The following is a 23,295-nucleotide window of genomic DNA, read 5'->3' on the forward strand; positions in this document are numbered from 1 at the left end:
CCATACGCCGCCTCTTTTCGTCCTGCCCGCTGTTCGCGGGATGGCTGTGCGTGGCGGCACTGGCGATGAAGCTGCTGGTGCCCACGGGGTACATGATCGCAAACCAGTCCGGGCACATCGCGATCACGCTGTGCCCGGGTGCGGCTCCGATGGCCGCGACGTCGATGGATATGAGCACACCCGATCACATCATGGCGGGCCATGCGATGCCGGAGCATGATCCGTCGACGAGCCACGGCAAGACGGAGCTGCCCTGCGCGTTCTCGGGGCTGTCGGCGCAGGCGCTGGCCAGTGTCGATGCGATCCTGCTGATCGCGGCGATCGCGTTCGTCGTGGCGATCGGCGTCCGCCCGATCCGTCCCCCCGTCCACGCCAGCGCGCCGCATCTTCGTCCGCCGCTGCGGGGCCCGCCGACTCTGCTTTCGACCGTCTGACCCGTACCGCGCGTCGCCCGACGCGCGGTACGCCACCTCTGTCGACGCGCGTCCGTGTGGTCGCGCGCCTTTCGAAAGCCTTGGTTCATGTTCGATACTCCGTCTACGTTCGGGGCGGCGATGGCGATCGCCCTCGCCTCGCCCGCCACCGCGCAGACCCCGGCCCCCGCCCCCGCCCCAACCGAGTCCGATACGCGCTTCGTGATCGGCGAGGTCGTCGTGACCGCGCGCAGCATGGCGCGCTCGACCGAGACCATCCTGACCTCGGTCGACATGCTCGGCGGCGACATCGCGCAACGCCAGTCGGTCGACAATGCGTGGGAGCTGTTCGCCCGCCTGCCCGGCGTCGTGCTCACCGATTTCAACCAGGGCACCACGTCCGGCCGCTTCTCGATCCGCGGGTTCAACGGCGAAGGCGAGATCAACGCGGTCAAGCTGATGATCGACGGCATACCCAGCAACGACAATGCCGGCGGCATGACCGGTATCGACATGATCTCGCCGCTCGACGTCGCCGGGATCGAACTGGTTCGGGGGACGTCCGATCCGCGCTGGGGGCTGAACAATATCGCCGGCAACGCCAATATCCTGACGCGGATCGGCGGCAATTATCTCGACGCGCGCCTGATCGGCGGTGCGTTCGGGACGGTCGACGCACAGGCCTCGGCTGGACTGGAGCGCGGCGGGTTCAGCCAGAACTACCTGATCGGCTATCGGCGGACCGACGCGTATCGCGACCATGCCGACCTCGATCGCCTGAATCTCGCGGGCAAATGGTTCTATGATGTCGGATCCACCCGGATCGGCGCGATCGTCCGCCATTCGGTCGCGCACGCGCAGGAGCCGGGCTATCTGACCGATGCCGACGCCGATACCGACCGCACCCGATCCTATGCGGTGTCGGCTACCGATGGCGGCACGCGACGGATCGGCCAGTACAGCCTGCATCTCGACGCCGATCTCGCCGACCCGCTCGCGCTCAGCGTCAAGGGCTATGCGAACAGCCTGCACGACGACCGCTACGTCCGCTACTCCGCAGGCGTCCCGCAACAGCGGCGCCTGACCGAGGAATGGCAATATGGCGCGACCGCCGCGCTGCATTACCACCCCCGCGTCGAGTTTCTCCACGCGCTGATGATCGAGGCGGGCGGCGACGTGCAGGTGCAGGACAATAAGAGCCTGCGCTGGCTGACCGACCGGCGCACGCTCACCAGCCAGACGCGCGACCAGGATTTCGGGCTGACCGTCTATGGCGGCTATCTCCAGGCCGTGATCGAGCCGACCGACTGGCTCAAGATCACCCCCGCCTGGCGGATCGACCGAGTCGCGGGCGATTTCACCAATCGCCTGGCGGGCACGACCGCGCCGATCAACGACTATGGCACGATCAGCCAGCCCAAGCTGAGCGTCGCCGTCACGCCCCTGACCGGCGTCACCGCCTATGCCAATTACGGACGCACCTTCCAGATCGGCGCAGGCTCGGCCTCGTATCTGGTGCCACCACGGACGACCGACCTCGCACCCTCGATCAACGAAGGCTTTGAAGCGGGCGTCAAGCTCACGCGCGGGCGCTGGCTCGAAGCCCGCGTCGCATTGTGGCAGCAGACCGCGAGTGGCGAGCTGAAGCGGCGGCTGAACGATCCCTCCGGCGATGTCGACAATCTTGGCCGAACGCGGCGGCGCGGGATCGATCTGCAGCTTGACCTGAAGCCGGTCCGCACCGTTGCGCTATGGGGCAGTTATTCGCACCAGACCGCGCGGATCGTCACGCCTGATCCCGCCACCCCGTCGCAGGCGGGCAACCTAATCGACCATGTCCCGCAGAACGTCTTCTCGGGCGGGCTCGACGTCACGCCCGCCCCCAAGGTCCGGCTGTCCTTATGGGGCAACGGCCAGTCGAGCTACGAACTCGATCCCGCCAACACGCAGGGCCGCTACGGCGAGTACGTCGTCCTCAATGCCGAGGTCGCGTACAAGCTGACGCCGAAGATCGAGATATCCGCGCAACTGAAGAACCTCGCGAACGAGCGTTACGAGTATGTCTGGTACGACGGCACGCAGCGGCTTCACGCGCCCGCCGATCCGCGATCGCTGTTCGGTGCGGTCCGGTTGACGCTCTGATGACGCGCCGACCGCCGCTGCGTGCCATCGTCCGGCGCGTGCATCTCTGGCTTGGCCTGTCGATCGGCGCGCTGTTCGCGTTCGCCGGGCTGACTGGCAGCATACTCGTCTTCTATCCGGAGATCGACGCGGCGTTGAACCCCGCATTGCGCGCGGTGCCGTACGATGCGCGCGCCCGCTCCTGGCAGGCAATCGTCGACACGCTCCACCGCGAGCATCCCACCCGCACCGGCGCATGGCGGATCGAAGTGACCGGGGACGGCGGCGCGGTCCCGGTGCGCTATTACCAGCCAAGAGAAACCGCGGGCCACGATTTCGCGCCGTTCCTGGCCTGGGTCGATCCGGTCCGCCTGACGACGATCCGCATCGGCTTCTGGGGCGATACGGTCGTCACCTGGATCTACGATCTCCATTACCGGCTGCTGCTGGAAAAGCCCGGCGGTGTCGTCATGGGGATCGCAGGAATCGTCATGCTCGGGATGATCGCCAGCGGGATCTGGGCATGGTGGCCCCGCCCCGGCAGCTGGTGGCGCGCGCTCCGTTTCAAGCGCGACGCCGCGCCGCTCCGTCGTCTGTATGACTGGCACAAGTTGATCGGTCTGGGCGGCGCAATCCTCGTGCTCGTCGTCACCGCGACCGGGGTGATGCTCGATTTGCCCGACCAGACCCGGTTCGTGATCGCGTGCGCCTCGCCCCTCTACCGGACCCCGCCGCGGGCCGTGGTCGCGCGCGGCGCGCCCCTGCCGGTCGATCGATTGGTCGCCATTGCCGAACACGTCTTCCCCGGAGCCGCGCTCGCCTGGATCGAGACGCCGGCCTCGCCGATCGGCGCCATCCGGATCAATCTCGCGCAGGTCGGCGAACCCAGCCGCCGTTTCCCGCGCACCAACGTCTGGCTCGATCCCTATACCGGCGCCGTCCTCGCGACGCGCGACGGGCTTGCCGAGACCCGCGGCGACGTCGTGCTGAACTGGCTCCACCCGCTGCACGGCGGCGAGGCGCTGGGGCTGACGGGGCGCATCCTGGCCTTCATCGCTGGCCTCGTGCCGATCGCGCTGTTCGTGACGGGCCTGCTCCGGTGGCAGCTTCGTCGCGAACGCCGTACGCCGCAAAGGACGATTGGCACCCGCGGCGAACCCGGCTAGCACGGCGCGTGAGCAGCCGGTTCAACCGGAGGCTCGCTAGATCGCGTCGGTGCCCTTCGGGGCTTGAAGGGGAATGCGGTGCGGAGGGTTCGCCGTCCAATGCCGCAGCTGTCCCTGCAACTGTAAGCGGCGAGCGAAACGCACAGGCCCTTCGCGACGAGGGGCAGCCACTGGGTCGACGACCTGGGAAGGTGTGGCGTGGAGCCGTGACCCGCGAGCCAGGAGACCTGCCGGCGTCTGGTCGCTCTCGTCCCGGCCCAGGGGGTGGCCGAGGCACGGTGAACGCCGTCTGAGCGACGACCTTGTGGCGGGGGCCGCATCGACGACGCGCGTCGGCCGCTCATGGCGTCCGGTCTTCACGCGTCCCGGCCGCGTGCGGCAGGTCCCCGTCCTCGTCGGACGCCGGGGAGTTCTGCATGACGACGATGACGATCGATGAGCCCGCCAAGAAAACGCCCGGCGGGCCGGCACGGATGGCGACGCGCAAACGCATCGGCTGGATGTTCGCAAGCCTGGTCGCGGCCAATATCGCCGCCTGGGGCTGGGCCTTCTCACTGTTCCACGCGCAGCCGCTGATGCTCGGCACCGCGTTGCTCGCCTGGGGGCTGGGCCTGCGCCACGCGGTAGATGCGGACCACATCGCCGCGATCGACAATGTGACGCGCAAGCTGATGCAGGACGGCCAGCGCCCGATCGCGGTCGGCTTCTGGTTCGCGATCGGCCATTCGGGGATCGTGCTGATCGCCGCGGTCGCGATCGCGCTTACCGCCAGCGCGCTCGCGCAGTTCGAGGCGTTCAAACAGGTTGGCGGCGTGATCGCCACCGTCATCTCGGCAGTGTTCCTGTTCACGATCGCCGCGATGAACCTCGTCATCCTGCGCTCGGTCTGGCGGACGTTCGGCCATGTCCGCAGCGGCGGCGTCTATGTCGAGGAAGACCTCGATCTTTTGCTCGGCAACCGCGGGCTGCTCGCGCGTCTGTTCCGGCCGATGTTCCGGCTCGTCACGCGCAGTTGGCACATGGCGCCGCTCGGATTCCTGTTCGGGCTCGGCTTCGACACCGCAACCGAGGTCGCGATCCTCGGCCTGTCCGCGAGCCAGGCCGCCGATGGTCTGTCGATCGGCACCATCCTCGTCCTCCCGATCCTGTTCGCGACCGGCATGGCGCTGGTCGACACCGCGGACGGTGTCGTGATGCTCGGCGCGTATGAATGGGCGTTCGTGAAGCCGATCCGCAAGCTCTACTACAACATCACCATCACGTTGATATCGGCGATCGTCGCGATCGCGATCGGCGGGATCGAGACGCTCGCGTTGCTGGGCGCCAAGCTCGGCCTATCGGGCGGCGTCTGGGATCTGGCGGCCGCGCTGGGCGAGAATTTCAACGGCCTCGGCTTTGCGATCATCGGCCTGTTCGTGCTGTGCTGGGTGCTGAGCTTTGCGATCTATCGCTGGAAACGCTTCGACGAGATCGAGGTCGTGCACGGATGATACCCCTTCGTCATCCTGGGCTCGACCCGGGACCCAGAGCCAAACACCGAAGCATGCGTAACTCTGGATCCTGACTTTCGTCAGGATGACGGGCGCGAGCGAGTTGGCAGTCCCGTGATATTCCTCTAACCCCACGCCCGAGGCTCGGTTTTACCGAACTTCAACAGATCGCGCCGGTGCCCTTCGGGGCTTGAATGGGAATGCGGTGCGGGAGGATGTCCTCCCAATGCCGCGGCTGTCCCTGCAACTGTAAGCGGTGAGCGAGACGCACAGGCCCTTCGCGAGGGGGCAGCCACTGGGTCGAAGACCTGGGAAGGCGTGTGTCGAGCTTTGACCCGTGAGCCAGGAGACCTGCCAGCGTAACGGTCGCTCTTGCCTTGATCCAGGGGATGGTCGCGGCACGGTACTCCGTCTGAGCGACGAACGCGTGCGGCCGAAAGGTCGTGCGTGCCTGCGTATGCTCGAAGGAGAACAAGAATGTCGGACCGCTCGCCCAATTTGGCAAAAGTCCCCGTCACCATCGTCACCGGCTTTCTCGGCGCGGGCAAGACGACGCTTATCAGCCACCTGATCCGCAACGCGGGCGGCCGCCGGCTGGCGGTCGTGGTGAACGAATTCGGCACGCTCGGCATCGATGGCGACATCCTCAAGGGTTGCGCAATCCCCGATTGCCCCGCGGAGAACGTCGTCGAACTGGCCAATGGCTGCATCTGCTGCACCGTCGCCGACGATTTCATCCCGACCGTCGAGACTCTGCTCGCGCTCGACCCGCGCCCCGATCACATCCTGATCGAGACGTCCGGCCTCGCGCTCCCCAAGCCGCTGCTGAAAGCGTTCGACTGGCCCGCGATCCGCTCGCGCATCACCGTCGACGGCGTCATCGCGCTTGCCGATGCGGAGGCGGTCGCCGCCGGACGGTTCGCACCCGACGTCGCCGCGCTCGATGCGCAGCGCGCCGCCGATCCGAGCGTCGATCATGAGACGCCGCTCTCGGAAGTGTTCGAGGACCAACTCGCCTGCGCCGATCTCGTCCTGCTCACCAAGGTCGATCTTGCCGGTCCCGAGGGCGTCGCCAAGGCGCGCGCGGTCATCGCCGCCGAGTCCGCCCGCCCGCTTCCGGTGATCGACCTGACCGACGGCATCATAGACCCGCGCGTGATCCTCGGCCTGAACGCCGCCGCCGAGGACGACATCGCCAGCCGCCCGTCGCATCACGACGGCGAGGACGATCACGAGCATGACGATTTCGACAGCGTCGTCGTCGCGCTCGGCGAGATCGCCGATCCGGCCGAGCTTGCCGCCAAAATCGAGGCGCTCGCCCGCAGCGCCGACATCCTGCGCGTAAAGGGCTATGCCGCGGTCACCGGCAAGCCGATGCGCATGCTCGTCCAGGCGGTCGGCGCACGAGTCCGCACGCAATATGACCGCCCCTGGCGCGCCGACGAACCCCGCCGCACGCAGCTGGTGGTCATCGCCGAGCATGATCGCATCGACGAGGCCCGCATCAAGGCCGCGCTGGACGCCTGAGGCGCCACGATGCACGTCGTCTTCCGCGAGACCCACGGGCTGGAGGAAAACGCGGTCCCGCAGGATCTCGCGCAATCCCCCGCGGACCTCGTCGTCCTGTCCTTTTCCGACGGCGACCTCGGCGCGTTCGCCGCGGGCTGGCGGCGTGCGGATGCCGCCGGGCGGCGCCTGCCGTCACTGCGCCTCGCGAACCTGGCGGTGCTCCAGCACCCGCTGTCGGTCGACACCTATGTCGAGCAGACGCTGGCGGGCGCGAAGGGGATCCTGATCCGGCTAATCGGCGGGCGGTCTTATTGGAGCTACGGCCTGCAACAGGTCGAACATCTCGCGCGGGAAAAGGGCATCGCGTTGGCGGTCCTCGCCGCAGACGGTCGGATCGATACGCGGCTCGATGCCGCCTCGACGATCCCGGTCTCGACGCTGCGCCAGCTCGCGACGCTGTGCGATACCGGCGGGGCGGTCGCGGCGCACGCGGCGCTGGCGCAGTTCGCGCTCGCCGCGGGCTGCTATGCCGGCCCGGTCGCCGGGGTCCGCGCGATCGCCGATGTCGGGGGATGGCAGCCGCAGGAGGGCGTGACCTGCCCGGCCGCCTTTGCGCTGACCGCAAAGCGCCCGCGCGTGCTGATCGTCTTCTACCGCTCGTACCTCACCGCGGCCGATCTCCACCCGATCGAGGCGCTCCACGCCGCACTGACCGGGCGGGGCTTCGACGTGATCGGGTTGTTCGCGCCCTCGCTGAAAGCGCCCGACGCAGCCGGCTGGCTGACGCGCTGGGTGGACGTGCTGGCGCCGGCTGCGATCGTCAACGCCACCGCCTTCTCCGCGCGTGGCGCGACCGACGCCACGCCGCTCGACGGTGCCGGCGTGCCCGTGTTCCAGATCGCGCTGGCGACCTCCGACCGCGCCTCCTGGTTTGGTGCGACGCGCGGCCTGTCGCCCGCCGACCTCGCGATGCACGTCGTCCTGCCCGAAGTGGACGGCCGCCTGTTCGCCGGCGTCGCCAGCTTCAAGGAAGCCGCAGCCCGGGACGGCGATCTAGAATATACCCGCCGCGAACACCGCGCCGACCCGGACCGCATCGCCGCCATCGCCGCGCGCATCGCAGCGTGGATCAGCCTCGCCAGCAAGCCCGTTGCCGATCACCGCATCGCGATCGTCCTGTCGACCTACCCCGGCAAGGCGTACCAGATGGCGCACGCCGTCGGGCTCGACGCGCTGGCGTCGACGCAGGCGATCCTCGCCGATCTCACCGCCGCCGGCTATGCGATCACGCCCGACGACCGCGACCTGGCGACGGCGCGGATTCACTGGCCGCTCGCCGCGTATCGCACGGCACTCGCAAAGCTCCCCGCAGGTCTGCGCCAGGAGCTTCACGACGTCTGGTGCGAGCCTGGCGAAGACTTCGCCTTCACCGCGATCGACCGGGGCGGCGCGCTGATCGCGCTGCAACCCGAACGCGGCCGCAGCGAGGATCGCGCAGACGAGTATCACGACCTCTCGCGCTGTCCGTCGCACGCCTATGTCGCCTTCTACCTCTGGCTGCACGCCCGCGGGGTCGACGCGTTGGTCCATGTCGGCGCGCACGGCACGCTCGAATGGCTGCCCGGCAAGTCGGTCGCGCTGTCCGACAGGTGCTGGCCCGAGGCGCTGACCGCGGCGATGCCCGTCATCTATCCGTTCATCGTCAACGATCCCGGCGAGGCAGCGCAAGCCAAACGCCGGATCGGCGCGGTCACGCTCGGCCATGTCCCGCCGCCGCTCGAACGGACGCGCACCGGCGCCGGGCTGGGCCGCCTCGAAGCGTTGCTCGACGAGTTCTCCAACGCCGACGGCCTTGATCCCGCGCGGCGTGATCGGCTGCAGCGCGACATTCGCGACGAAGCGACCGCCACCGGCCTCGCTGCGACGCTGGGGCTCGACGACGCGCAGTCGCCAGCGGACGCGATTACCCGCATCGACACGTTCGTGTGCGACGTGAAGGAAAGCCAATATGGCGACGGCCTGCACATCTATGGCCGCGGCGAGCACGGCGCGGCGGAACGCGCCGGCTTGCTGTCGGCGCTCCAGGGGAAACGCGTCGCCTCGGGCCCGTCCGGCTCGCCGTGGCGCGGTCGATCCGACGTCCTCCCGACCGGCCGCAACCTGTACACCACCGATCCACGCGCCGTCCCGTCGCGCGCCGCGCATCGCCAGGGCGTGACGCTCGCCGCCGAACTCGTCCGCCGCCATTTGCAGGACCATGGCGACTATCCCCGCACGCTCGTTATCGACCTCTGGGCGTCGGCGACGATGCGCACCGCGGGCGAGGAATTCGCGATGGCGCTCCATTTGCTCGGTGCGGAGCCCGTCTGGGACATGCAGTCCGACCGTGTGACGGGCATCGAGATCCTCCCGCTCGCCACGTTCGACCGGCCCCGCATCGACGTCACGCTGCGCATATCCGGGCTGTTCCGCGACGCCTTCCCGACGCTGTGCACGATGTTCGGCCAGACCGTACGTGCGCTCGGCACGCGCGACGAACCCGCGGACTGGAACCCGTTCGTCGGCAGACCGTCGACGCCGCGCGTCTATGGTCCCGAACCGGGCCGCTACGGCCTGAGCATGGGCGACGCCGCGGAGACCTACACGCCCGACGCGCGCCTCGATGCCGGCAAGGCATGGCTGTCGGCCTCCGCCCACGCGTTCGACGACGGCAACGACACCTTCGACCCTATCGGCATCCGCGACCGCGTCGCCGCCGCCGACGCCTTCGTCCACGTGCAGGACCTGCCCGAGACCGACCTGCTCCTCGCGGCAGACTATGCCGCGCACGAAGCGGGCTTCGCCGCCGCGCAAGCGATCGCGGGTGGAAACGCCACGCTCTACCATCTCGACGCGCGCGACCCGATTCAGGCCAGGGCCCGCCCGCTGAAGGAAGAGATCGCCCGCGTCGTCCACGCCCGCGCGCATCCCGGCTGGGTGGATGGCATGATGCGCCACGGCTTTCGCGGCGGTGCGGAGATCGCCGCGACGCTCGACCATCTCGGCGCGTTCGCGCATCTTGCAGGCGTAGTCCGCCCCGAACTGATCGACCTCTATCACGATGCGACGCTCGGCCGTGACGACGTCCGGGCGTTCCTCGCCCAGGCCAACCCCGAAGCGCTCGCGGCGATGCAGGCGCGGTTCGCCGCGCTCAACGCCGCCGGTCTCTGGCCGACCCGCCGCAACTCGATCCTCGCGCAGCTCGACCTGCCGGCATGAGCGCGTTCGTCGTCAAGGGCTGGTGCCCCGATGCGTGGCGCCCGATGATGGCCGGCGACGGCCTGCTCGTCCGCATCCGCCCGCCGCTGGGTCGCCTGACCCGGGCGCAGATCATCGGCCTGTGCGCCGCTGCAGTTCGCCACGGCAGCGGCCAGATCGACGTCACCAGCCGCGCCAACCTCCAGATCCGGGGCGTTTCCGACGACGAGTGGCGCCCGTTGATCGACGCCATGCTCGAACTCGGCCTGATCGACCCCGATACGGCGCGTGAGGCCCGCGCCAACATCCTCGTCGCTCCCGATTGGCGCGAAGGCGACGACACGCACCGCATCGCTTCCGAATTGCACGCCCGACTGCACGAGCTGCCGGACCTTCCCGGCAAGGTCGGCTTCGCGATCGACGCGGGCGTCGCGCCAATGCTCGCGGACGCATCCGCGGACTTCCGGATCGAACGCGCCGCGAGCGGCCACCTGATCCTCCGCGCCGACGGCCGGGATCACGGCAGGCCGCTGTCGCCCGGCACCGAAGTCGACCGACTGATCGCGCTCGCCCGCTGGTTCGTCGACAGTGGCGGCACCGCCAGCGGGCGCATGGCGCGTCATCACGCACCGCTGCCCGATTGGGCCGCCGCGACGATCGCCCCCGCCGGGTCCGCACCCCGGCTCGAACCCGGCCCGCACGCGCTCGGGCTGCCCTTCGGTCGCATCGAAGCGTCGGCGCTCACCCGCCTGCTCGAGGTCGAGCCCGCGATCCGCGCGATCCGCCTGACGCCTTGGCATATCGCGGTCCTCGAAACGGAGTCGCCGCTCGCGGCTACACCCGATCCCGCCGCCTTCATCACCACGCCGTCCACGGCGCTGCTCCGCACCGACGCCTGCGTCGGCGCCCCCGCCTGCCCGCAAGCCACGGTCGAGACCCGCACCCTCGCCCGCCGCCTCGCGCCGCACGTCGTCGGACGCCTCCACGTCTCCGGATGCGCCAAGGGGTGTGCGCGCGCTGGCCCGGCGGACGTCACGCTGACGGGTTGCGACGGCCGCTACGACCTCGCGTTCGATGCGCGCGCCGGTGCACCCCCTTCCCGCGCGGGACTCGATACCGCGCAGATCCTCGCCCAGTTCGGAGCCGCCTGAATGCCGTACGCCTATGAAACCGACGGCGCGGCGATCTATCGCCAGTCATTCGCGATGATCCGCGCAGAAGCCGATCTCGCCCGGTTTTCACCCGAGGAAGAACCCGTCGCCGTCCGCATGATCCACGCCGCCGGACTGGTCGGCCTCGCGCAGCATATCCGGTTCTCGCCGACCTTCGCGGTCGATGCGCGCCGCGCGCTCCAGGCGGGTGCCCCGATCCTGTGCGACGCGCGCATGGTCACCGAGGGCATCACGCGCGCCAGATTGCCTGCGAACAACCGCATCGTCTGCACGCTCCACGCCCCCGAGACGCCCGATCTCGCACGCGCGATGGGCAACACGCGATCGGCCGCCGCGCTCGAATTCTGGCGCCCGCACCTCGCCGGCGCGGTCGTCGCAATCGGCAACGCGCCGACCGCGTTGTTCCACCTGCTCAACATGCTCGAGGATCCGGATTGCCCGCGCCCCGCCGCGATTATCGGCTGCCCGGTCGGCTTTGTCGGCGCGGTCGAATCGAAGGCGGCGCTCTGGACCGACCAGCCCGTCCCCTGCGTCGTCGTCGAGGGCCGGATGGGCGGCAGCGCGATCACCGTGGCGGCGATCAACGCGCTGGCGAGCGGCACCGAATGACCGCGATGCGACCGGGTGGCATGATCCATGGCGTCGGGCTGGGCCCGGGCGCGCAGGACCTGATGAGCGTCCGTTCGGATCGCCTCGTCCGAACCGCGCGCCACGTCGCCTATTTCCGCAAGGCCGGGCGTCCCGGGCAGGCGCGCAAGATCGTCGAAGGCATGCTCCGCGCGGATGTGGTCGAATTCCCGATGGAATATCCGGTGACCACCGAGATTCCCGTATCGGACCCGCGCTACAATGATTGCCTGTCGGCCTTCTACAGCCGCTGCATCGACCATCTTGCAGCTCTCGCGAGCGCGGGCGAGGATGTCGTCGTGCTCTGCGAAGGCGATCCGTTCTTCTACGGCTCGTTCATGCACCTCTATACGCGCCTCCAGACGATCGCCCCGGTCGCGGTCGTTCCCGGCATTACCGGGATGTCGGGCGCATGGACCGCGAGCGGCGCGCCGATCACCTGGGGTGACGACGTTCTCACGGTGTTGATGGGCACGCTGCCCGAGGCGGATCTGGTCCGCCGGATCCGCGACACCGACGCGCTGGTGGTGATGAAGATCGGCCGCCACCTCGACAAGCTCCGCCGGGCGGTCGCCGCTGCCGGGCGCGAGGACGAGGCATGGCTGGTCGAATACGCTGCGATGGCGGATCAGCGGGTCACGCGGCTGTGCGATGCCGACGCGATCACGCCCTATTTCTCGATCCTGCTGATCCATGGCCAGGGGCGGCGTCCATGACCGGCTGGCTCGCCATTGCCGGGCTGGGCCCCGGCGATACCGCGCTCGTGACGCCCGAGGTCACCGCCGCGCTCGTCGATGCGACCGACGTCATCGGCTACATCCCCTATGTCGCGCGGGTTGCGCCGCGCGACGGCCTCACGCTCCACCCGAGCGACAACCGCGTCGAACTCGACCGCGCCACGCACGCGCTCCAACTCGCGGCGGAGGGCCACCGCGTCGTCGTGGTATCGTCCGGCGACCCCGGCGTCTTCGCCATGGCCGCAGCGGTCTTCGAAGCGCTCGAAGCCGGCCCGCCGCCGTGGCGCGACCTCGATATCCGCGTCCTCCCCGGCATCACCGCGATGCTCGCCGCGAGCGCGCGCGCCGGTGCGCCGCTCGGACATGATTTCTGCGCGATCAACCTGTCGGACAATCTCAAGCCCTGGCCGCTGATCGAGCGCCGCGTGCGCCTCGCTGCCGAAGCCGACTTCGCAATCGCCTTCTACAATCCTCGCTCGAAGGCGCGCCCCAATGCGCTGATCCGTGTCTTCGAGATCCTGCGCGAAACCTGCCGGGACGATCGCCCGGTGCTGTTCGCCCGCGCCGTCTCCACCCCGGAAGAAGCGCTGCGCATCGTCGCGTTGCCCGCAGCACGCGCAGAGATGGCCGACATGCGGACGATGATCATCATCGGCTCCAGCCTCACACGAATCATCGAACGCCCCGCCGGCCCGATCCTTTACACGCCGCGGTCGGCACCATGATCGATCCAGCGCAGGACCGCCGCCGGCGCATGCACCTCCAGCCGCGCCGGCAGGACCGGCCGATCGATCATGATTACCCGCAGCCCGAGCGCGCGCGCGGCATGCAGCTTGGCGTCGGCACCGGTCCCGCCTGCATTCTTGCAGACCACGACCTCGATCCCGTGCGCCTCCATCAGCCGCCGGTCGCCCTCGACGTCGAACGGTCCCCGGTCGATCACAAGATGATGCCGCGGCAACCCCGGCGGACGATCGGGCGTATCGACGAACCGCAGCAGATACGCGTGCTGCGGCTGCACCGAGAACGCATCGACATGAAGCCGCCCGAGCGCCAGCATCACGCGCTGCGGCGGCCCGGCGAGCGCCGCGACTGCCGCCTCGATATCGGTAACGCGAATCCACCGATCGCCCGCCACGGGCACCCAGGCGGGCCGCGTCAGCGCGATGTGCGCGACCCCCGTCCGCGCCGCAGCGAGGACGGCGTTCGCGCTCATTCGAGCCGCGAACGGATGCGTGGCGTCGACCAGATGCGTCACGCCGTGATCGCTGAGATAAGTGGCCAGCCCCTCGACACCGCCAAAGCCGCCAACCCGCGTCGGGATCGGCTGAACCTTCGGGCTTGCCACGCGCCCGGCATAGCTCAGCACCGCCGCATCGCCGCGCGCTGCCAGCATCGCAGCAAGCGCGCTGGCCTCCGTCGTGCCGCCCAGCACCAGGATGTTCGACATGGCTGACACTCCCTGGCTGACGATCATCGGACTGAACGAAGACGGCGCGGACGGCCTGTCCGCATCGGCAAAAGCGGCGCTGGACGAAGCCGAACTGGTCACCGGCGCGCCCCGCCATCTCGCGCTGCTGCCCAATCTTAGGAGCGCGGTCATGCCGTGGCCAGTCCCGTTCGACGCCGGGATTGCACGCCTGCTGGACCAGCGCGGTCGCCGTGTCGCGATGCTCGTGTCGGGCGATCCGTTCTGGTTCGGCGCAGGCTCCGCGGTAACCCGCCATCTCGCCCCGACGGAGTGGGTCGCCCATCCCGCACCCTCGACGTTCGGGCTTGCCGCCGCCCGGCTCGGCTGGCCGATCGACGATACGACCTGCCTCGGTCTCCACGCCACGCCGCTCGCACGCCTGCGCCCGCATATCGCGCCTGATCGCCGCGCGCTCGTCCTCGTCCGCGACGGCGAGGCGGTGGGGCAGCTCGCACGATATCTCGACGAACTCGGCTTCGGCGCCTCGGCGTGTCACGTTCTCGAAGCGCTTGGCGGACCGCGCGAGCGCATCCGCGAAACGACCGCCGCCGCCTATGACTACGACGACGTCGCGCACCCGGTCGCCGTTGGCATAGCGTTTGCCGGCGATGGCTCGGTGCTGCCATGCGTCTCCGGGCTGGCGGATAGGTGGTTCGAGCATGACGGCCAGATCACCAAACGCCCCGTCCGCGCGCTGACCTTGTCCGCCCTCGCGCCCAAGCCCGGCGAGACGCTGTGGGACATCGGCGCAGGGTCGGGATCGATCGGTATCGAATGGCTGCGATCGCATCCGTCCACGCAGGCGACCGCATTCGAAGCCCACCCCGCCCGCGCCGACCGCATCCGAAGCAACGCCGCCGCGCTCGGCGTCGATCGCCTCCGCGTCGTCGAAGGCCGCGCGCCGGACGCGCTCGAAGGCCAGCCCGCGCCGGATGCCGTCTTCATCGGCGGTGGGCTGTCGGACGCGGTGCTGAACGCGCTCTGGAGCATGCTCCCCACCAGCACGCGCCTCGTCGCCAACGCCGTCACGCTCGAATCCGAAGCGCTGCTCGCCGCCTGGCATGCGTCGAAAGGCGGCACGCTGCTGCGGATCGAGCTGTCCGAGGCCGCCCCGCTCGGCACGCGTCGCGGCTGGCGGGCAAGCTATCCGGTCGTGCAGTGGAGCGTCGTTCTGTGATCGTCGCCGGGTTCGGATTTCGGCGCGACGCCACTCTCGATGCGCTGCGTACGGCGCTCCGCGAGGCTCAGGAGGGGCACCCCGATGTGACGGCGGTCGCGGCACCGCATGACAAGCTGGCGCTGGTTTCCGCCCTCGCCGAAACGCTTGGCCTCCCCGTGATCGCGGTATCACCCGGCACGTTGCAGCGCGCCACCACGCCAACACAGTCGGTCGCCAGTCTCGCGGCACGACGCGCGGGCAGCGTCGCCGAGGCGTCGGCGCTCGCCGCCGCCGGCCCCGGCGCGCAGCTGCTCGCCACCCGCCACATCTCGCCCGACCGAATGGCGACCTGCGCCATCGCTCAAGGACTCCCAGCATGACCGTCCACTTCATCGGTGCAGGCCCCGGCGCGCCCGATCTGCTCACCCTGCGCGGCCGCGACTTGATCGCCGCCTCGCCCGTCTGCCTCTATGCGGGCTCGTTGATCCCCGCGGCGATGCTCGATCATTGCCCGCCCGGCGCGCGCCGCATCAACACCGCACCGCTCTCGCTCGACGACATCATTGCCGAGATCCAGGCCGCGCATGACGCTGGCGACGACGTCGCGCGCCTCCATTCCGGCGACCTCTCGATCTGGTCGGCGATGGGCGAGCAGTTGCGTCGGCTGCGTGCGCTCGACATCCCGGTCACGATCACGCCCGGCGTGCCCGCCTTCGCCGCAGCCGCGGCCGCGCTGGAGATCGAACTGACGCTGCCCGGCGTCGCGCAGTCGGTGGTGCTGACCCGCACCCCCGGTCGTGCCAGCGCCATGCCCCCCGCCGAGACGCTGACCGCCTTCGCCGCCACCGGCGCGACGCTCGCGATTCATCTGTCGGTCCACAACCTCGCGCAGGTGGTCGCGGACCTGACGCCGGCCTACGGCGCGCAGTGCCCGGTCGCGATCGTCTGGCGCGCCAGCTGGCCCGACCAGCAGATCGAGCGCGCGACGCTCGCGACGATAGCGGCGACGATCGAGGGCAAGCCCGATCGCACGGCGCTGATCCTCGTCGGCCAGGCGATCTCGCCGCGCGATTTTGCCGACAGCAGCCTCTATGCGACAGGCTATGATCGTCGCTTCCGCCCGCAATCCGCGCAGTCCAAGTTCGCTGGAGACCTGACATGACCCCCGGCCTGCTCATCGCCGCGCCAGCCTCGGGCACCGGCAAGACGACCGTCATGCTCGGCCTCCTGCGGGCGTTGCGCGACGACGGCCTCTCGGTCCAGCCGTTCAAGAGCGGCCCGGACTATATCGATCCCGCCTTCCACCGCGCCGCGAGCGGTCGCGCCTCGTTCAACCTCGATAGCTGGTCGATGCCCGCGCCAATGCTCGACACGCTCGCCGCCAAGGCCGACGACGCCGATTTCGCGCTGGCGGAGGGCTCGATGGGGTTGTTCGACGGGGTCGCGACGCCGGGTGTGACCGGAAACGGCGCCAGTGCCGATATCGCGCGCAGGATGGGCTGGCCGGTCGTGCTGGTGATCGACGTCTCCGGCCAGGCACAGTCCGCCGCGGCGACCGCGCTCGGGTTCAGCCGCTACGATCCCGACGTGCCGATCGCCGGCGTCATCCTCAACCGCGTCGCCAGCCCGCGCCACGACCGGCTTGCGCGCAGCGGCATGGCGGCGGTCGGCATTCCCGTCTTCGGCAGCCTGCCGAGACGCGGCGACCTCAAGCTGCCCGAGCGTCACCTCGGCCTCGTGCAGGCCGCCGAGCATCCCGACCTCGACGCCCGGATCGACGACTATGCGACCTTCCTGCGCGCGCATGTCGACATCCCAGCGCTCCGCGCCGCCGCGTCCGCCAGCGCCCGGCCGACAGCCGCGCAGAGCTGGATACGCCCGCCCGCCCAGCGCATCGCGCTCGCGCAGGACGCCGCCTTCTCGTTCACCTACGCGCATGTGCTCGAAGCCTGGCGGCGCGCCGGTGTGGAGATCCTGCCCTTCTCGCCGCTCGCCGACGAGGCGCCTGCCGCGGACGCCGATCTCGTCTGGCTCCCCGGCGGCTATCCCGAACTCCATGCCGGCACGCTCGCACAGGCAGGCAACTTCCACGCGGCGCTCGCGGTGCACGCGCACACGCGGCCGGTCCACGGCGAGTGCGGTGGCTATATGGCGCTCGGCGAGGCGCTCATCGATGCCGATGGCACGCGTCACCGGATGGCGGGGCTGCTCGGCCTCGTCACCAGCTATGCGCAGCGCAAGATGCATCTGGGCTATCGCAGCGCGACGCTCCGCGCGCCGATGGGCGGCTTTACCGCGGGCGCGGCGCTCACCGGGCACGAGTTCCATTATTCGACGATCCTCGACCAGCCCGACGCCCCGCTCGCGCACGTCACCGATGCGCAGGGCACCGCGGTCGCCGAGACCGGCTCATATCGCGGTCACGTCTCGGGCAGCTTCTTCCACATGATCGCGGGCGAGGCATGACCGAGCACATGACCGGTTTCGTCTCGTTCGTCGGGTCGGGCCCCGGCGATCCCGAGCTGCTGACGCTGAAGGCGGTTGCCCGCCTGCAATCCGCCGACGCAGTGCTGTTCGACGACCTCTCCTCCGCCGTGCTCGGCCATGCGCGCACTGGGGCGGACCTCGTCGCGGTCGGCAAGCGTGCAGGTCGCCCGTCGCCGACTCAGGCGCACGTCTCGCAACTGCTGGTCGAGTATGCGCAGGCAGGCATCCGCGTCGTCCGCCTCAAATCGGGCGACGCAGGCGTGTTCGGCCGCCTCGAAGAGGAGATCGTCGCGCTGAGGGCAGCAGGGATCCCGTTCGAGATCATTCCCGGGGTCAGCGCCGCCAGCGCCGCCGCCGCCGCCGCGCAGATCCCGCTCACCCGCCGCCTCAGCGCACGCCGAGTCCAGTTCGTCACCGGCCACGACGTCACCGGCGACCTGCCCGAGCAACGCAACATGGCCGCGCTCGCCGATCCCGATGCGACGACGGTCGTTTTCATGCCCAAGCGTACCTTTCCCGCGCTGGCCGAATCGCTGATCGCAAGCGGGCTCTCGCCCGACACGCCTGCGCTGATCGCCGAAAATGTCGGCCACCCCGATCAGTCGCTGACACGCTCGACGATCGCCGAGCTCGCCGCACGCCTGCAGGCGGGGTTCTCCGGCAAGCCCGCGCTCATCCTCTACGGCCCGCTGATGGACGCCGAATGATCGATCTCCACCTCATCGGCACCGGCACCGGCAACCCCGACCACCTCACGCGCGCCGCGATCGCCGCGATGAACGCCGCCGACCTGATCCTCCTGCCGCGCAAGGGCGATGAGAAGTCCGATCTGATCGACGTCCGCCGCGCCCTGTGCGCCGAGGTCCTGACGGGGCAGACGCAGGTGATCGCGTTCGACCTCCCCGACCGCGACCCCGATACGCCCTATCGCGACGCCGTCGACCAGTGGCACGACGCGATCGCCGACGCCTGGGCCGCGCAGATTGCAGCGCATCTCCCGAACGGCGGACGCCTCGCGCTGCTCGTCTGGGGCGACCCGTCGCTCTACGACAGCACGCTGCGCATCGCCGATCGCCTGCGCGCCGGCGGCATGGCGATGACGGTCACCGTCGTCCCGGGCATCACCAGTCTCCAGGCGCTCACCGCCGCGCATGCGATCCCGCTCAACGATGTCGCCGCGCCCGTATTGATCACCACCGGCCGCCGGCTCCGCGAAGCCGGCTGGCCGGACGGCGTCGACACGCTCGCGGTGATGCTCGACGGCAAATGCGCGTTCGACACGCTCGACCCTGCGGGCGTGACGATATGGTGGGGCGCCTATCTCGGCATGGCCTACGAAGAGCTTGCAAGCGGTCCACTCGCAACGGTCGGCCCGCGCATCGTCGCCGACCGCGCGGCGCTACGCGCGCGGCACGGCTGGATCATGGACATCTATCTCCTGCGGCGCACGCCGGCCGGCGCATGACGCCCGAGCCACCGCCGGTCTTCCCCGCCGCGTTCGCCGCGCAGTTCGATACGCTGCTGCGCTGGCGCCGCGACGTCCGCCATTTCCGCACGACGCCGATCGCCGAGGGCGATCTCCACGCGCTGCTCGAAACCGCCGCGCTTTCGCCGTCTGTCGGCAACGCCCAGCCGTGGCGGTTCGTCCGCCTCCGCTCGCCCAGTCTGCGCGCGCGCCTCGCCGATCACGTCGATGCCGCCAACCAGGACGCAGCCGACGCGCAGCCCGACCCCGATCGCCGCGCCCGCTACCGTTCGCTCAAGCTCCACGGCCTGCGCGAAGCACCCGAGATCGTCGCCGTCTTTTCCGACGAGGCCCCGCGCGCCGGCCACGGTCTCGGCCGCACGACGATGGCCGAGACGCTCCGCTATTCGACGGTGATGGCGATCCACACGCTGTGGCTCGCGGCACGGCTGCGCGGGATCGGGCTTGGCTGGGTCTCGATCCTCGATCCGGCGACGGTCGCCGCAATGCTGCGCGTACCCGACGACTGGACGCTGATCGCGGTGCTGTGCCTCGGCTATCCCGAGGACCCGTCGGCGGTCCCCGAGCTCGAACGCCGCGACTGGCAGCACCGCGAACCGATCGCGGACCGGATCGTCGAACGCTGATCCTAGAAGGCGACCTTGAACTGGCCGCCGATGATCCGCGGCTCGTTGATCATGCCCGTCAGGTTGTTGAAATCGATCGCGCTGATGCTGCGATACTGGTTCGTGATGTTGCGCACGAACGCGCCGACCTCATAGCCCTGCGGCGATTTATAGCCGATCTTCAGACCACCTTCGAGCGACGACTTGCCCGTGAACTCGACCGCTTCGTACAGGAAGAAATTGACGCGGCTGCGATACACCCAGTCGGTATAGGCATAGACTTCGCCGCCATTGGCCAGCGGAATCCCGTAGCGCGCGGTCCAGTTGGCGATCCAGCGCGGTGCCTGCGGCAGGTCGTTGCCGTCGATCATCGCAAACCCGTTCACGATCGGATCGAGCACGGTGCAGGTCGCGCAGACCCCCACGCCGATCGAGCGATCGCGGATCTCGGTGAAGTTGTAGCTGCCGCTCGCGGTCAGCGACAATTCGGGCACCGGCCGCGCCTCGAACTCGCCCTCGACGCCATAGCCGATCGCCTTGTTCGCGCTGATCAGACGTGCCGAATTGCTGTTGCCGCCGACCGCGGTGATCTGCAGGTCCTTGGTGTCGTACCAATAGGCGTCGAGCGAGAAGTTCACCTTGCGGTCGAGCAGCGTGCCCTTGAACCCGCTCTCGCCCGAGAAGGTCGTCTGCTTGGGCGCGGTGCTCTGGACGCTGCCGAACGTCACGCGGTCCTGGATCGCCGGCCCCTGATAGCCGGTCGCGAGCCGCGAATAGACGTTGATCGCCGGGGTCAGCTCGTAGGTCGCGCTGGCGTCCCAGGTCACGTTCGAGCCGCGGACGACCGCGCGCGCCGGCAGCGTGTCGCTGATCCCCGTGCCGGGGATCGGTGCGGTGACCAGGTCGTTGCGATAGTCGTGCGAATAGCGGACGCCCGTGCGCAACGTCAGCAACTCGGTCGGCTTGGCCTCGATCGACGCGAAGGCGCCGTAATTCTCGTTGCGATTGTCGTGGAAGACGTCCTGCGTCAGGTCGGTCGCGCGCGATCCGGTGCCGCCGAACGCATAGTCATATTGATGATAGCGCAGCGTCTGGTGGAAATAATACAGCCCGCCCTGGAGGCGGATGCCGTTCATGTCCTCGCTGGCGTAGCGCAGCTCCTGGCTGAACTCCTTGGGCTTGGTGAGGCCGCCGGTGTTCGACGGGAACAGCCCGACGCCGATCGCACCGATCGTGCCGCCGGTGAACGGATAGCTGTTGCCGCCATCGACGTCGCCGGTGCTCTCGACCTTGGCCTGCTCGTAACCGGTGACCGAATAGAAGGTCCCGATGCCGTCGAGATGATAGTCGAGCCGCAGGTTGGTGCCCCATTGCGTCAGGCTCTGGCTGGTATAGCCGTCGAGCGTGGCGTGCTTGGGGTCGAAGCCGGTGTTGAAGTCGTTGGTGCCCGGCTTGAACAGCCCGGCGCGGAAGATACGCGGCGAGCCCGTCAGGTCACGGACGTGGACGTTCAGCAACGCGTTGAAGTCGCTGCTCGTATAGCCGAGCTGGAAGCGGCCGGCGACATCGCGATAGCCTTCGAGCTTGCGGTCGGCATTGCCCGTCGTGGAATCGTTGGTGACCCAGTCGTCGCGCGACTGGATCAGGCCCGACGCGCGGAACGCGAAGCCGCTGCCGATCGGCAGGTTGATCGCTGCCTCGCCGTTGATCGTGTTGTACGTCGCCCAGGATCCGGTCGCATAGCCAGAGACCTTGTCCGGGTTCGGCTTGGCGGAATCGATCTTCACGACGCCCGCCGGCGTGTTGCGCCCGAACAACGTCCCCTGCGGGCCGCGGAGCACTTCGACGCTCTGCAGATCGAACACGGGGAACGACTTCAGCATCGGATTTTCGAGCGCGACGTCGTCATACACCACCGACACCGGCTGTGCGGCGTTCGGATCGAAATCGGTGTTGCCGAGGCCACGGATGTAGAAGCGCGGGAAGGTGCGGCCGAACGACGATTCGACCTGGAGGCTCGGCGTCCGGCCGGCGAGGAACCGGATGTCGAGACCGCTCGAGTTCAGAACGTCGAGCTTCTCGCCGCTGATCGCGGTGACCGCCAGCGGCACGTCCTTCGACGATTCCTGCCGTCGGGTCGCGGTGACGACGATCTCGCCCACGCCTTGATCGGCGGCCGGATCGGCAACGGCTTGACTCGCCGCCCCCTGATGCTGAGCGGCGGCAGGCGCGGCGAAGACGAGCAGCGGCGCGCTGGCAGCGAGCAGGCGGGCGATGGCAGACGTACGAACGGGCAAGCGAATCATGGATGGTCCCCCCTTGGGTTTCGAACATCCTCCGGCGTCGATCCGTGTGCCCCGGATCTGTCGTGGATCGGTAACACCGCTGTAACGCGCTGCAATAGGCGGGATCAGGCTGGGTGCGCTTTTACCCGCCACCGCGACATCTTTGCCCCACTCCGCGCCGGTCGGCTCAGCGCCTGATGCGCCGCATGTAAAGCGCGCGCATCGCCGTCTCCATCTTTGCGCGGTCGACGCGCAACACGACGGTCTGCGCGCGTTCGCCCAGATGCGGGCTGTCCGCCGCCTGCCACGACAACGTGTCGCCATATCCCGCGGTCTGGCTGGTGTCGAAATCGATGTAGAGCGTCTCGGCACGCGTGACGATTCCGGGCTCGAGCCAGACCATCGCCGCGATCTCGTCCCACATCGGAAACCCCGGTTCGAGCCCGGTCCGGAGCGCATCGGTGAGCGGGGTGTGCGCAGGCTTCAGGCTGCCGAGGAAAGCGCGAGTCCACTGCGTCCCGGTCGACGGATCGATCGGCACCATCGTGACCTTGGGCCACGCACCATGTGCCATGATCCGCGCCGCCTCGGGATCCCAGCGTATGTTGAACTCGCGCCGCGGCGTATCGAGAAAACCACGTGCAAACGCAGCGGCCGCCGGCGTGTCGAGTGTCTGCTGCGGGCTCAGACTGCCCCCCATATAGACCAGCTCCTTCACGTTCGCGGCAAAGCTCGGGTCGAGGCTCTGCGCGATCGCGATGTTGGTCATCGGCCCAGTCGCGAACAGCGTGATCTGGTGCGGGTGCGCCCGCACCATCCGGACGAGGAACGCCGCGGCGATCTCGCTGCTGGGTTTGGTGACGGGATTGCCGATCGACAGGCTCGGCACGACCGCGGGCGACGGCGTGCCCGCTTCCGCCCCGCTCGCACCCCCCGGTGCTGGCGCAGTCCACGGCCCCTTGAACTCGAGGCGGCCATAAAGCGCCTCCCACCGCGCGGTCGCGGCTTCATTGTTGAGCAGAGGGTAGGTCGCACCCGGCACGACCGGCACATCGGTACGCCCGACGATCTCGACCGTGCGCAGCGCATAGGCGGTGGCGGTATCGCGCCACACCGAACCGCTGGTCGTCGTGATGCCCAGCACCTCGACATCAGGCGCCTGCAGCAACAGCGCCGGCGCACCGCTCAGGCCGACCACGTCATCGTCGATCAGCACGAGCCGCTTCGTCGGCGCATCGCGTCCCGAAGACGCCGCAACGGGCACGGCGAGAGCAAGGATCAGCGCCCAGCCGACGCCGAACCGGAGAACTCTTCGCATGGTCACGTCCCG

Annotated in this window: 20 protein-coding genes and 2 riboswitches; of the genes, 17 read left to right on the plus strand and 3 right to left on the minus strand. The window is 69.2% G+C overall.

All coding sequences use genetic code 11. The features are described from left to right. The first annotated feature begins 50 nt into the window (after positions 1 to 50). From C8J26_RS14325 to cobJ, 10 genes are all read left to right on the plus strand, one after another. Positions 51 to 434 (plus strand): hypothetical protein, encoded by a 384-nt coding sequence (locus C8J26_RS14325; RefSeq protein ID WP_244185321.1) that lies wholly within the window; start codon positions 51 to 53, stop codon positions 432 to 434. An 87-nt stretch (positions 435 to 521) separates the two neighbouring features. Further along, positions 522 to 2,555: a TonB-dependent receptor gene (locus C8J26_RS14330; RefSeq protein WP_107958974.1), complete on the plus strand. Its 2,034-nt coding sequence runs from the start codon at positions 522 to 524 to the stop codon at positions 2,553 to 2,555. After that, positions 2,555 to 3,700, plus strand: coding sequence for a PepSY-associated TM helix domain-containing protein (locus C8J26_RS14335; RefSeq protein WP_107958975.1), 1,146 nt, complete (start codon positions 2,555 to 2,557; stop codon positions 3,698 to 3,700). The genes C8J26_RS14330 and C8J26_RS14335 overlap by 1 nt, the downstream gene beginning before the upstream one ends. Positions 3,701 to 3,730: 30 nt before the next feature. After that, a riboswitch (cobalamin riboswitch) is annotated at positions 3,731 to 3,949 on the plus strand. A 224-nt stretch (positions 3,950 to 4,173) separates the two neighbouring features. Further along, positions 4,174 to 5,190 (plus strand): HoxN/HupN/NixA family nickel/cobalt transporter, encoded by a 1,017-nt coding sequence (locus C8J26_RS14340; protein WP_056415862.1) that lies wholly within the window; start codon positions 4,174 to 4,176, stop codon positions 5,188 to 5,190. A 157-nt stretch (positions 5,191 to 5,347) separates the two neighbouring features. After that, a riboswitch (cobalamin riboswitch) is annotated at positions 5,348 to 5,563 on the plus strand. A gap of 104 nt (positions 5,564 to 5,667) precedes the next feature. After that, positions 5,668 to 6,717, plus strand: a complete 1,050-nt coding sequence (gene cobW / locus C8J26_RS14345) for a cobalamin biosynthesis protein CobW (protein WP_107958976.1) — start codon at positions 5,668 to 5,670, stop codon at positions 6,715 to 6,717. A gap of 9 nt (positions 6,718 to 6,726) precedes the next feature. Further along, positions 6,727 to 9,957: a cobaltochelatase subunit CobN gene (gene cobN / locus C8J26_RS14350; protein WP_107958977.1), complete on the plus strand. Its 3,231-nt coding sequence runs from the start codon at positions 6,727 to 6,729 to the stop codon at positions 9,955 to 9,957. Next, a complete protein-coding gene (locus tag C8J26_RS14355; RefSeq protein WP_107958978.1) occupies positions 9,954 to 11,087 on the plus strand; it encodes a cobalamin biosynthesis protein CobG in 1,134 nt (377 codons plus the stop codon). Before cobN ends, C8J26_RS14355 begins: the two co-directional genes overlap by 4 nt. Continuing rightward, positions 11,088 to 11,717: a precorrin-8X methylmutase gene (locus tag C8J26_RS14360; protein ID WP_107958979.1), complete on the plus strand. Its 630-nt coding sequence runs from the start codon at positions 11,088 to 11,090 to the stop codon at positions 11,715 to 11,717. It begins immediately after the preceding gene. Continuing rightward, a complete protein-coding gene (cobI, locus tag C8J26_RS14365; protein WP_107958980.1) occupies positions 11,714 to 12,451 on the plus strand; it encodes a precorrin-2 C(20)-methyltransferase in 738 nt (245 codons plus the stop codon). The genes C8J26_RS14360 and cobI overlap by 4 nt, the downstream gene beginning before the upstream one ends. Beyond that, a complete protein-coding gene (cobJ, locus tag C8J26_RS14370; RefSeq protein WP_107958981.1) occupies positions 12,448 to 13,197 on the plus strand; it encodes a precorrin-3B C(17)-methyltransferase in 750 nt (249 codons plus the stop codon). The genes cobI and cobJ overlap by 4 nt, the downstream gene beginning before the upstream one ends. Here the strand turns inward: cobJ and C8J26_RS14375 are convergent. Continuing rightward, positions 13,173 to 13,922 carry a cobalt-precorrin-6A reductase gene (locus tag C8J26_RS14375; RefSeq protein ID WP_107959183.1) on the minus strand — a complete coding sequence of 250 codons (750 nt, stop codon included), beginning with the start codon at positions 13,920 to 13,922 and terminating at the stop codon, positions 13,173 to 13,175. The two genes, cobJ and C8J26_RS14375, sit on opposite strands and share 25 nt — an antisense overlap. On the opposite strand from C8J26_RS14375, the gene cbiE reads away from it, so the two are divergent. Genes cbiE through bluB form a run of 7 tightly spaced genes read left to right on the plus strand, consistent with a single transcriptional unit; the run spans position 13,921 to position 19,701 of the window. Next, entirely contained in the window at positions 13,921 to 15,120 is a 1,200-nt protein-coding gene (gene cbiE / locus C8J26_RS14380; RefSeq protein WP_425275411.1) for a precorrin-6y C5,15-methyltransferase (decarboxylating) subunit CbiE, read from the plus strand. The genes C8J26_RS14375 and cbiE overlap by 2 nt on opposite strands. Next, complete coding sequence (locus C8J26_RS14385) at positions 15,102 to 15,482, plus strand: cobalamin biosynthesis protein (protein WP_244185322.1); 381 nt, start codon at positions 15,102 to 15,104, stop codon at positions 15,480 to 15,482. Before cbiE ends, C8J26_RS14385 begins: the two co-directional genes overlap by 19 nt. Continuing rightward, on the plus strand, positions 15,479 to 16,264 hold the full coding sequence (cobM, locus tag C8J26_RS14390) for a precorrin-4 C(11)-methyltransferase (protein ID WP_107958984.1): 786 nt from the start codon (positions 15,479 to 15,481) through the stop codon (positions 16,262 to 16,264). The genes C8J26_RS14385 and cobM overlap by 4 nt, the downstream gene beginning before the upstream one ends. Beyond that, entirely contained in the window at positions 16,261 to 17,568 is a 1,308-nt protein-coding gene (locus C8J26_RS14395; protein ID WP_107958985.1) for a cobyrinic acid a,c-diamide synthase CobB, read from the plus strand. Before cobM ends, C8J26_RS14395 begins: the two co-directional genes overlap by 4 nt. Continuing rightward, positions 17,565 to 18,296: a uroporphyrinogen-III C-methyltransferase gene (cobA, locus tag C8J26_RS14400; RefSeq protein ID WP_244185323.1), complete on the plus strand. Its 732-nt coding sequence runs from the start codon at positions 17,565 to 17,567 to the stop codon at positions 18,294 to 18,296. Before C8J26_RS14395 ends, cobA begins: the two co-directional genes overlap by 4 nt. Further along, positions 18,293 to 19,054 (plus strand): precorrin-6A synthase (deacetylating), encoded by a 762-nt coding sequence (gene cobF, locus C8J26_RS14405; protein ID WP_107958986.1) that lies wholly within the window; start codon positions 18,293 to 18,295, stop codon positions 19,052 to 19,054. The genes cobA and cobF overlap by 4 nt, the downstream gene beginning before the upstream one ends. Continuing rightward, positions 19,051 to 19,701, plus strand: coding sequence for a 5,6-dimethylbenzimidazole synthase (bluB, locus tag C8J26_RS14410; RefSeq protein WP_056415324.1), 651 nt, complete (start codon positions 19,051 to 19,053; stop codon positions 19,699 to 19,701). Before cobF ends, bluB begins: the two co-directional genes overlap by 4 nt. 2 nt (positions 19,702 to 19,703) lie before the next feature. On the opposite strand, the gene C8J26_RS14415 is transcribed toward bluB, so the two are convergent. Further along, positions 19,704 to 21,986 carry a TonB-dependent receptor gene (locus tag C8J26_RS14415; protein ID WP_244185324.1) on the minus strand — a complete coding sequence of 761 codons (2,283 nt, stop codon included), beginning with the start codon at positions 21,984 to 21,986 and terminating at the stop codon, positions 19,704 to 19,706. Positions 21,987 to 22,152: 166 nt separating this feature from the next. Next, complete coding sequence (locus C8J26_RS14420; protein WP_107958987.1) at positions 22,153 to 23,283, minus strand: nucleoside hydrolase; 1,131 nt, start codon at positions 23,281 to 23,283, stop codon at positions 22,153 to 22,155. Positions 23,284 to 23,295 lie beyond the last annotated feature (12 nt).

The organism is Sphingomonas aurantiaca (assembly GCF_003050705.1).
Taxonomy (GTDB): domain Bacteria; phylum Pseudomonadota; class Alphaproteobacteria; order Sphingomonadales; family Sphingomonadaceae; genus Sphingomonas; species Sphingomonas aurantiaca.

Bases quoted from the DNA above. Each gene is read 5' to 3' on its own strand.
- C8J26_RS14330 (WP_107958974.1), top strand. From the start codon at position 522: ATGTTCGATACTCCGTCTACGTTCGGGGCGGCGATGGCGATCGCCCTC.
- C8J26_RS14335 (WP_107958975.1), top strand. From the start codon at position 2,555: ATGACGCGCCGACCGCCGCTGCGTGCCATCGTCCGGCGCGTGCATCTC.
- C8J26_RS14340 (WP_056415862.1), top strand. From the start codon at position 4,174: ATGGCGACGCGCAAACGCATCGGCTGGATGTTCGCAAGCCTGGTCGCG.
- cobW (WP_107958976.1), top strand. From the start codon at position 5,668: ATGTCGGACCGCTCGCCCAATTTGGCAAAAGTCCCCGTCACCATCGTC.
- cobN (WP_107958977.1), top strand. From the start codon at position 6,727: ATGCACGTCGTCTTCCGCGAGACCCACGGGCTGGAGGAAAACGCGGTC.
- C8J26_RS14355 (WP_107958978.1), top strand. From the start codon at position 9,954: ATGAGCGCGTTCGTCGTCAAGGGCTGGTGCCCCGATGCGTGGCGCCCG.
- C8J26_RS14360 (WP_107958979.1), top strand. From the start codon at position 11,088: ATGCCGTACGCCTATGAAACCGACGGCGCGGCGATCTATCGCCAGTCA.
- cobI (WP_107958980.1), top strand. From the start codon at position 11,714: ATGACCGCGATGCGACCGGGTGGCATGATCCATGGCGTCGGGCTGGGC.
- cobJ (WP_107958981.1), top strand. From the start codon at position 12,448: ATGACCGGCTGGCTCGCCATTGCCGGGCTGGGCCCCGGCGATACCGCG.
- cbiE (WP_425275411.1), top strand. From the start codon at position 13,921: ATGGCTGACACTCCCTGGCTGACGATCATCGGACTGAACGAAGACGGC.
- C8J26_RS14375 (WP_107959183.1), bottom strand. From the start codon at position 13,922: ATGTCGAACATCCTGGTGCTGGGCGGCACGACGGAGGCCAGCGCGCTT.
- cobM (WP_107958984.1), top strand. From the start codon at position 15,479: ATGACCGTCCACTTCATCGGTGCAGGCCCCGGCGCGCCCGATCTGCTC.
- C8J26_RS14395 (WP_107958985.1), top strand. From the start codon at position 16,261: ATGACCCCCGGCCTGCTCATCGCCGCGCCAGCCTCGGGCACCGGCAAG.
- cobA (WP_244185323.1), top strand. From the start codon at position 17,565: ATGACCGAGCACATGACCGGTTTCGTCTCGTTCGTCGGGTCGGGCCCC.
- cobF (WP_107958986.1), top strand. From the start codon at position 18,293: ATGATCGATCTCCACCTCATCGGCACCGGCACCGGCAACCCCGACCAC.
- bluB (WP_056415324.1), top strand. From the start codon at position 19,051: ATGACGCCCGAGCCACCGCCGGTCTTCCCCGCCGCGTTCGCCGCGCAG.
- C8J26_RS14415 (WP_244185324.1), bottom strand. From the start codon at position 21,986: ATGATTCGCTTGCCCGTTCGTACGTCTGCCATCGCCCGCCTGCTCGCT.
- C8J26_RS14420 (WP_107958987.1), bottom strand. From the start codon at position 23,283: ATGCGAAGAGTTCTCCGGTTCGGCGTCGGCTGGGCGCTGATCCTTGCT.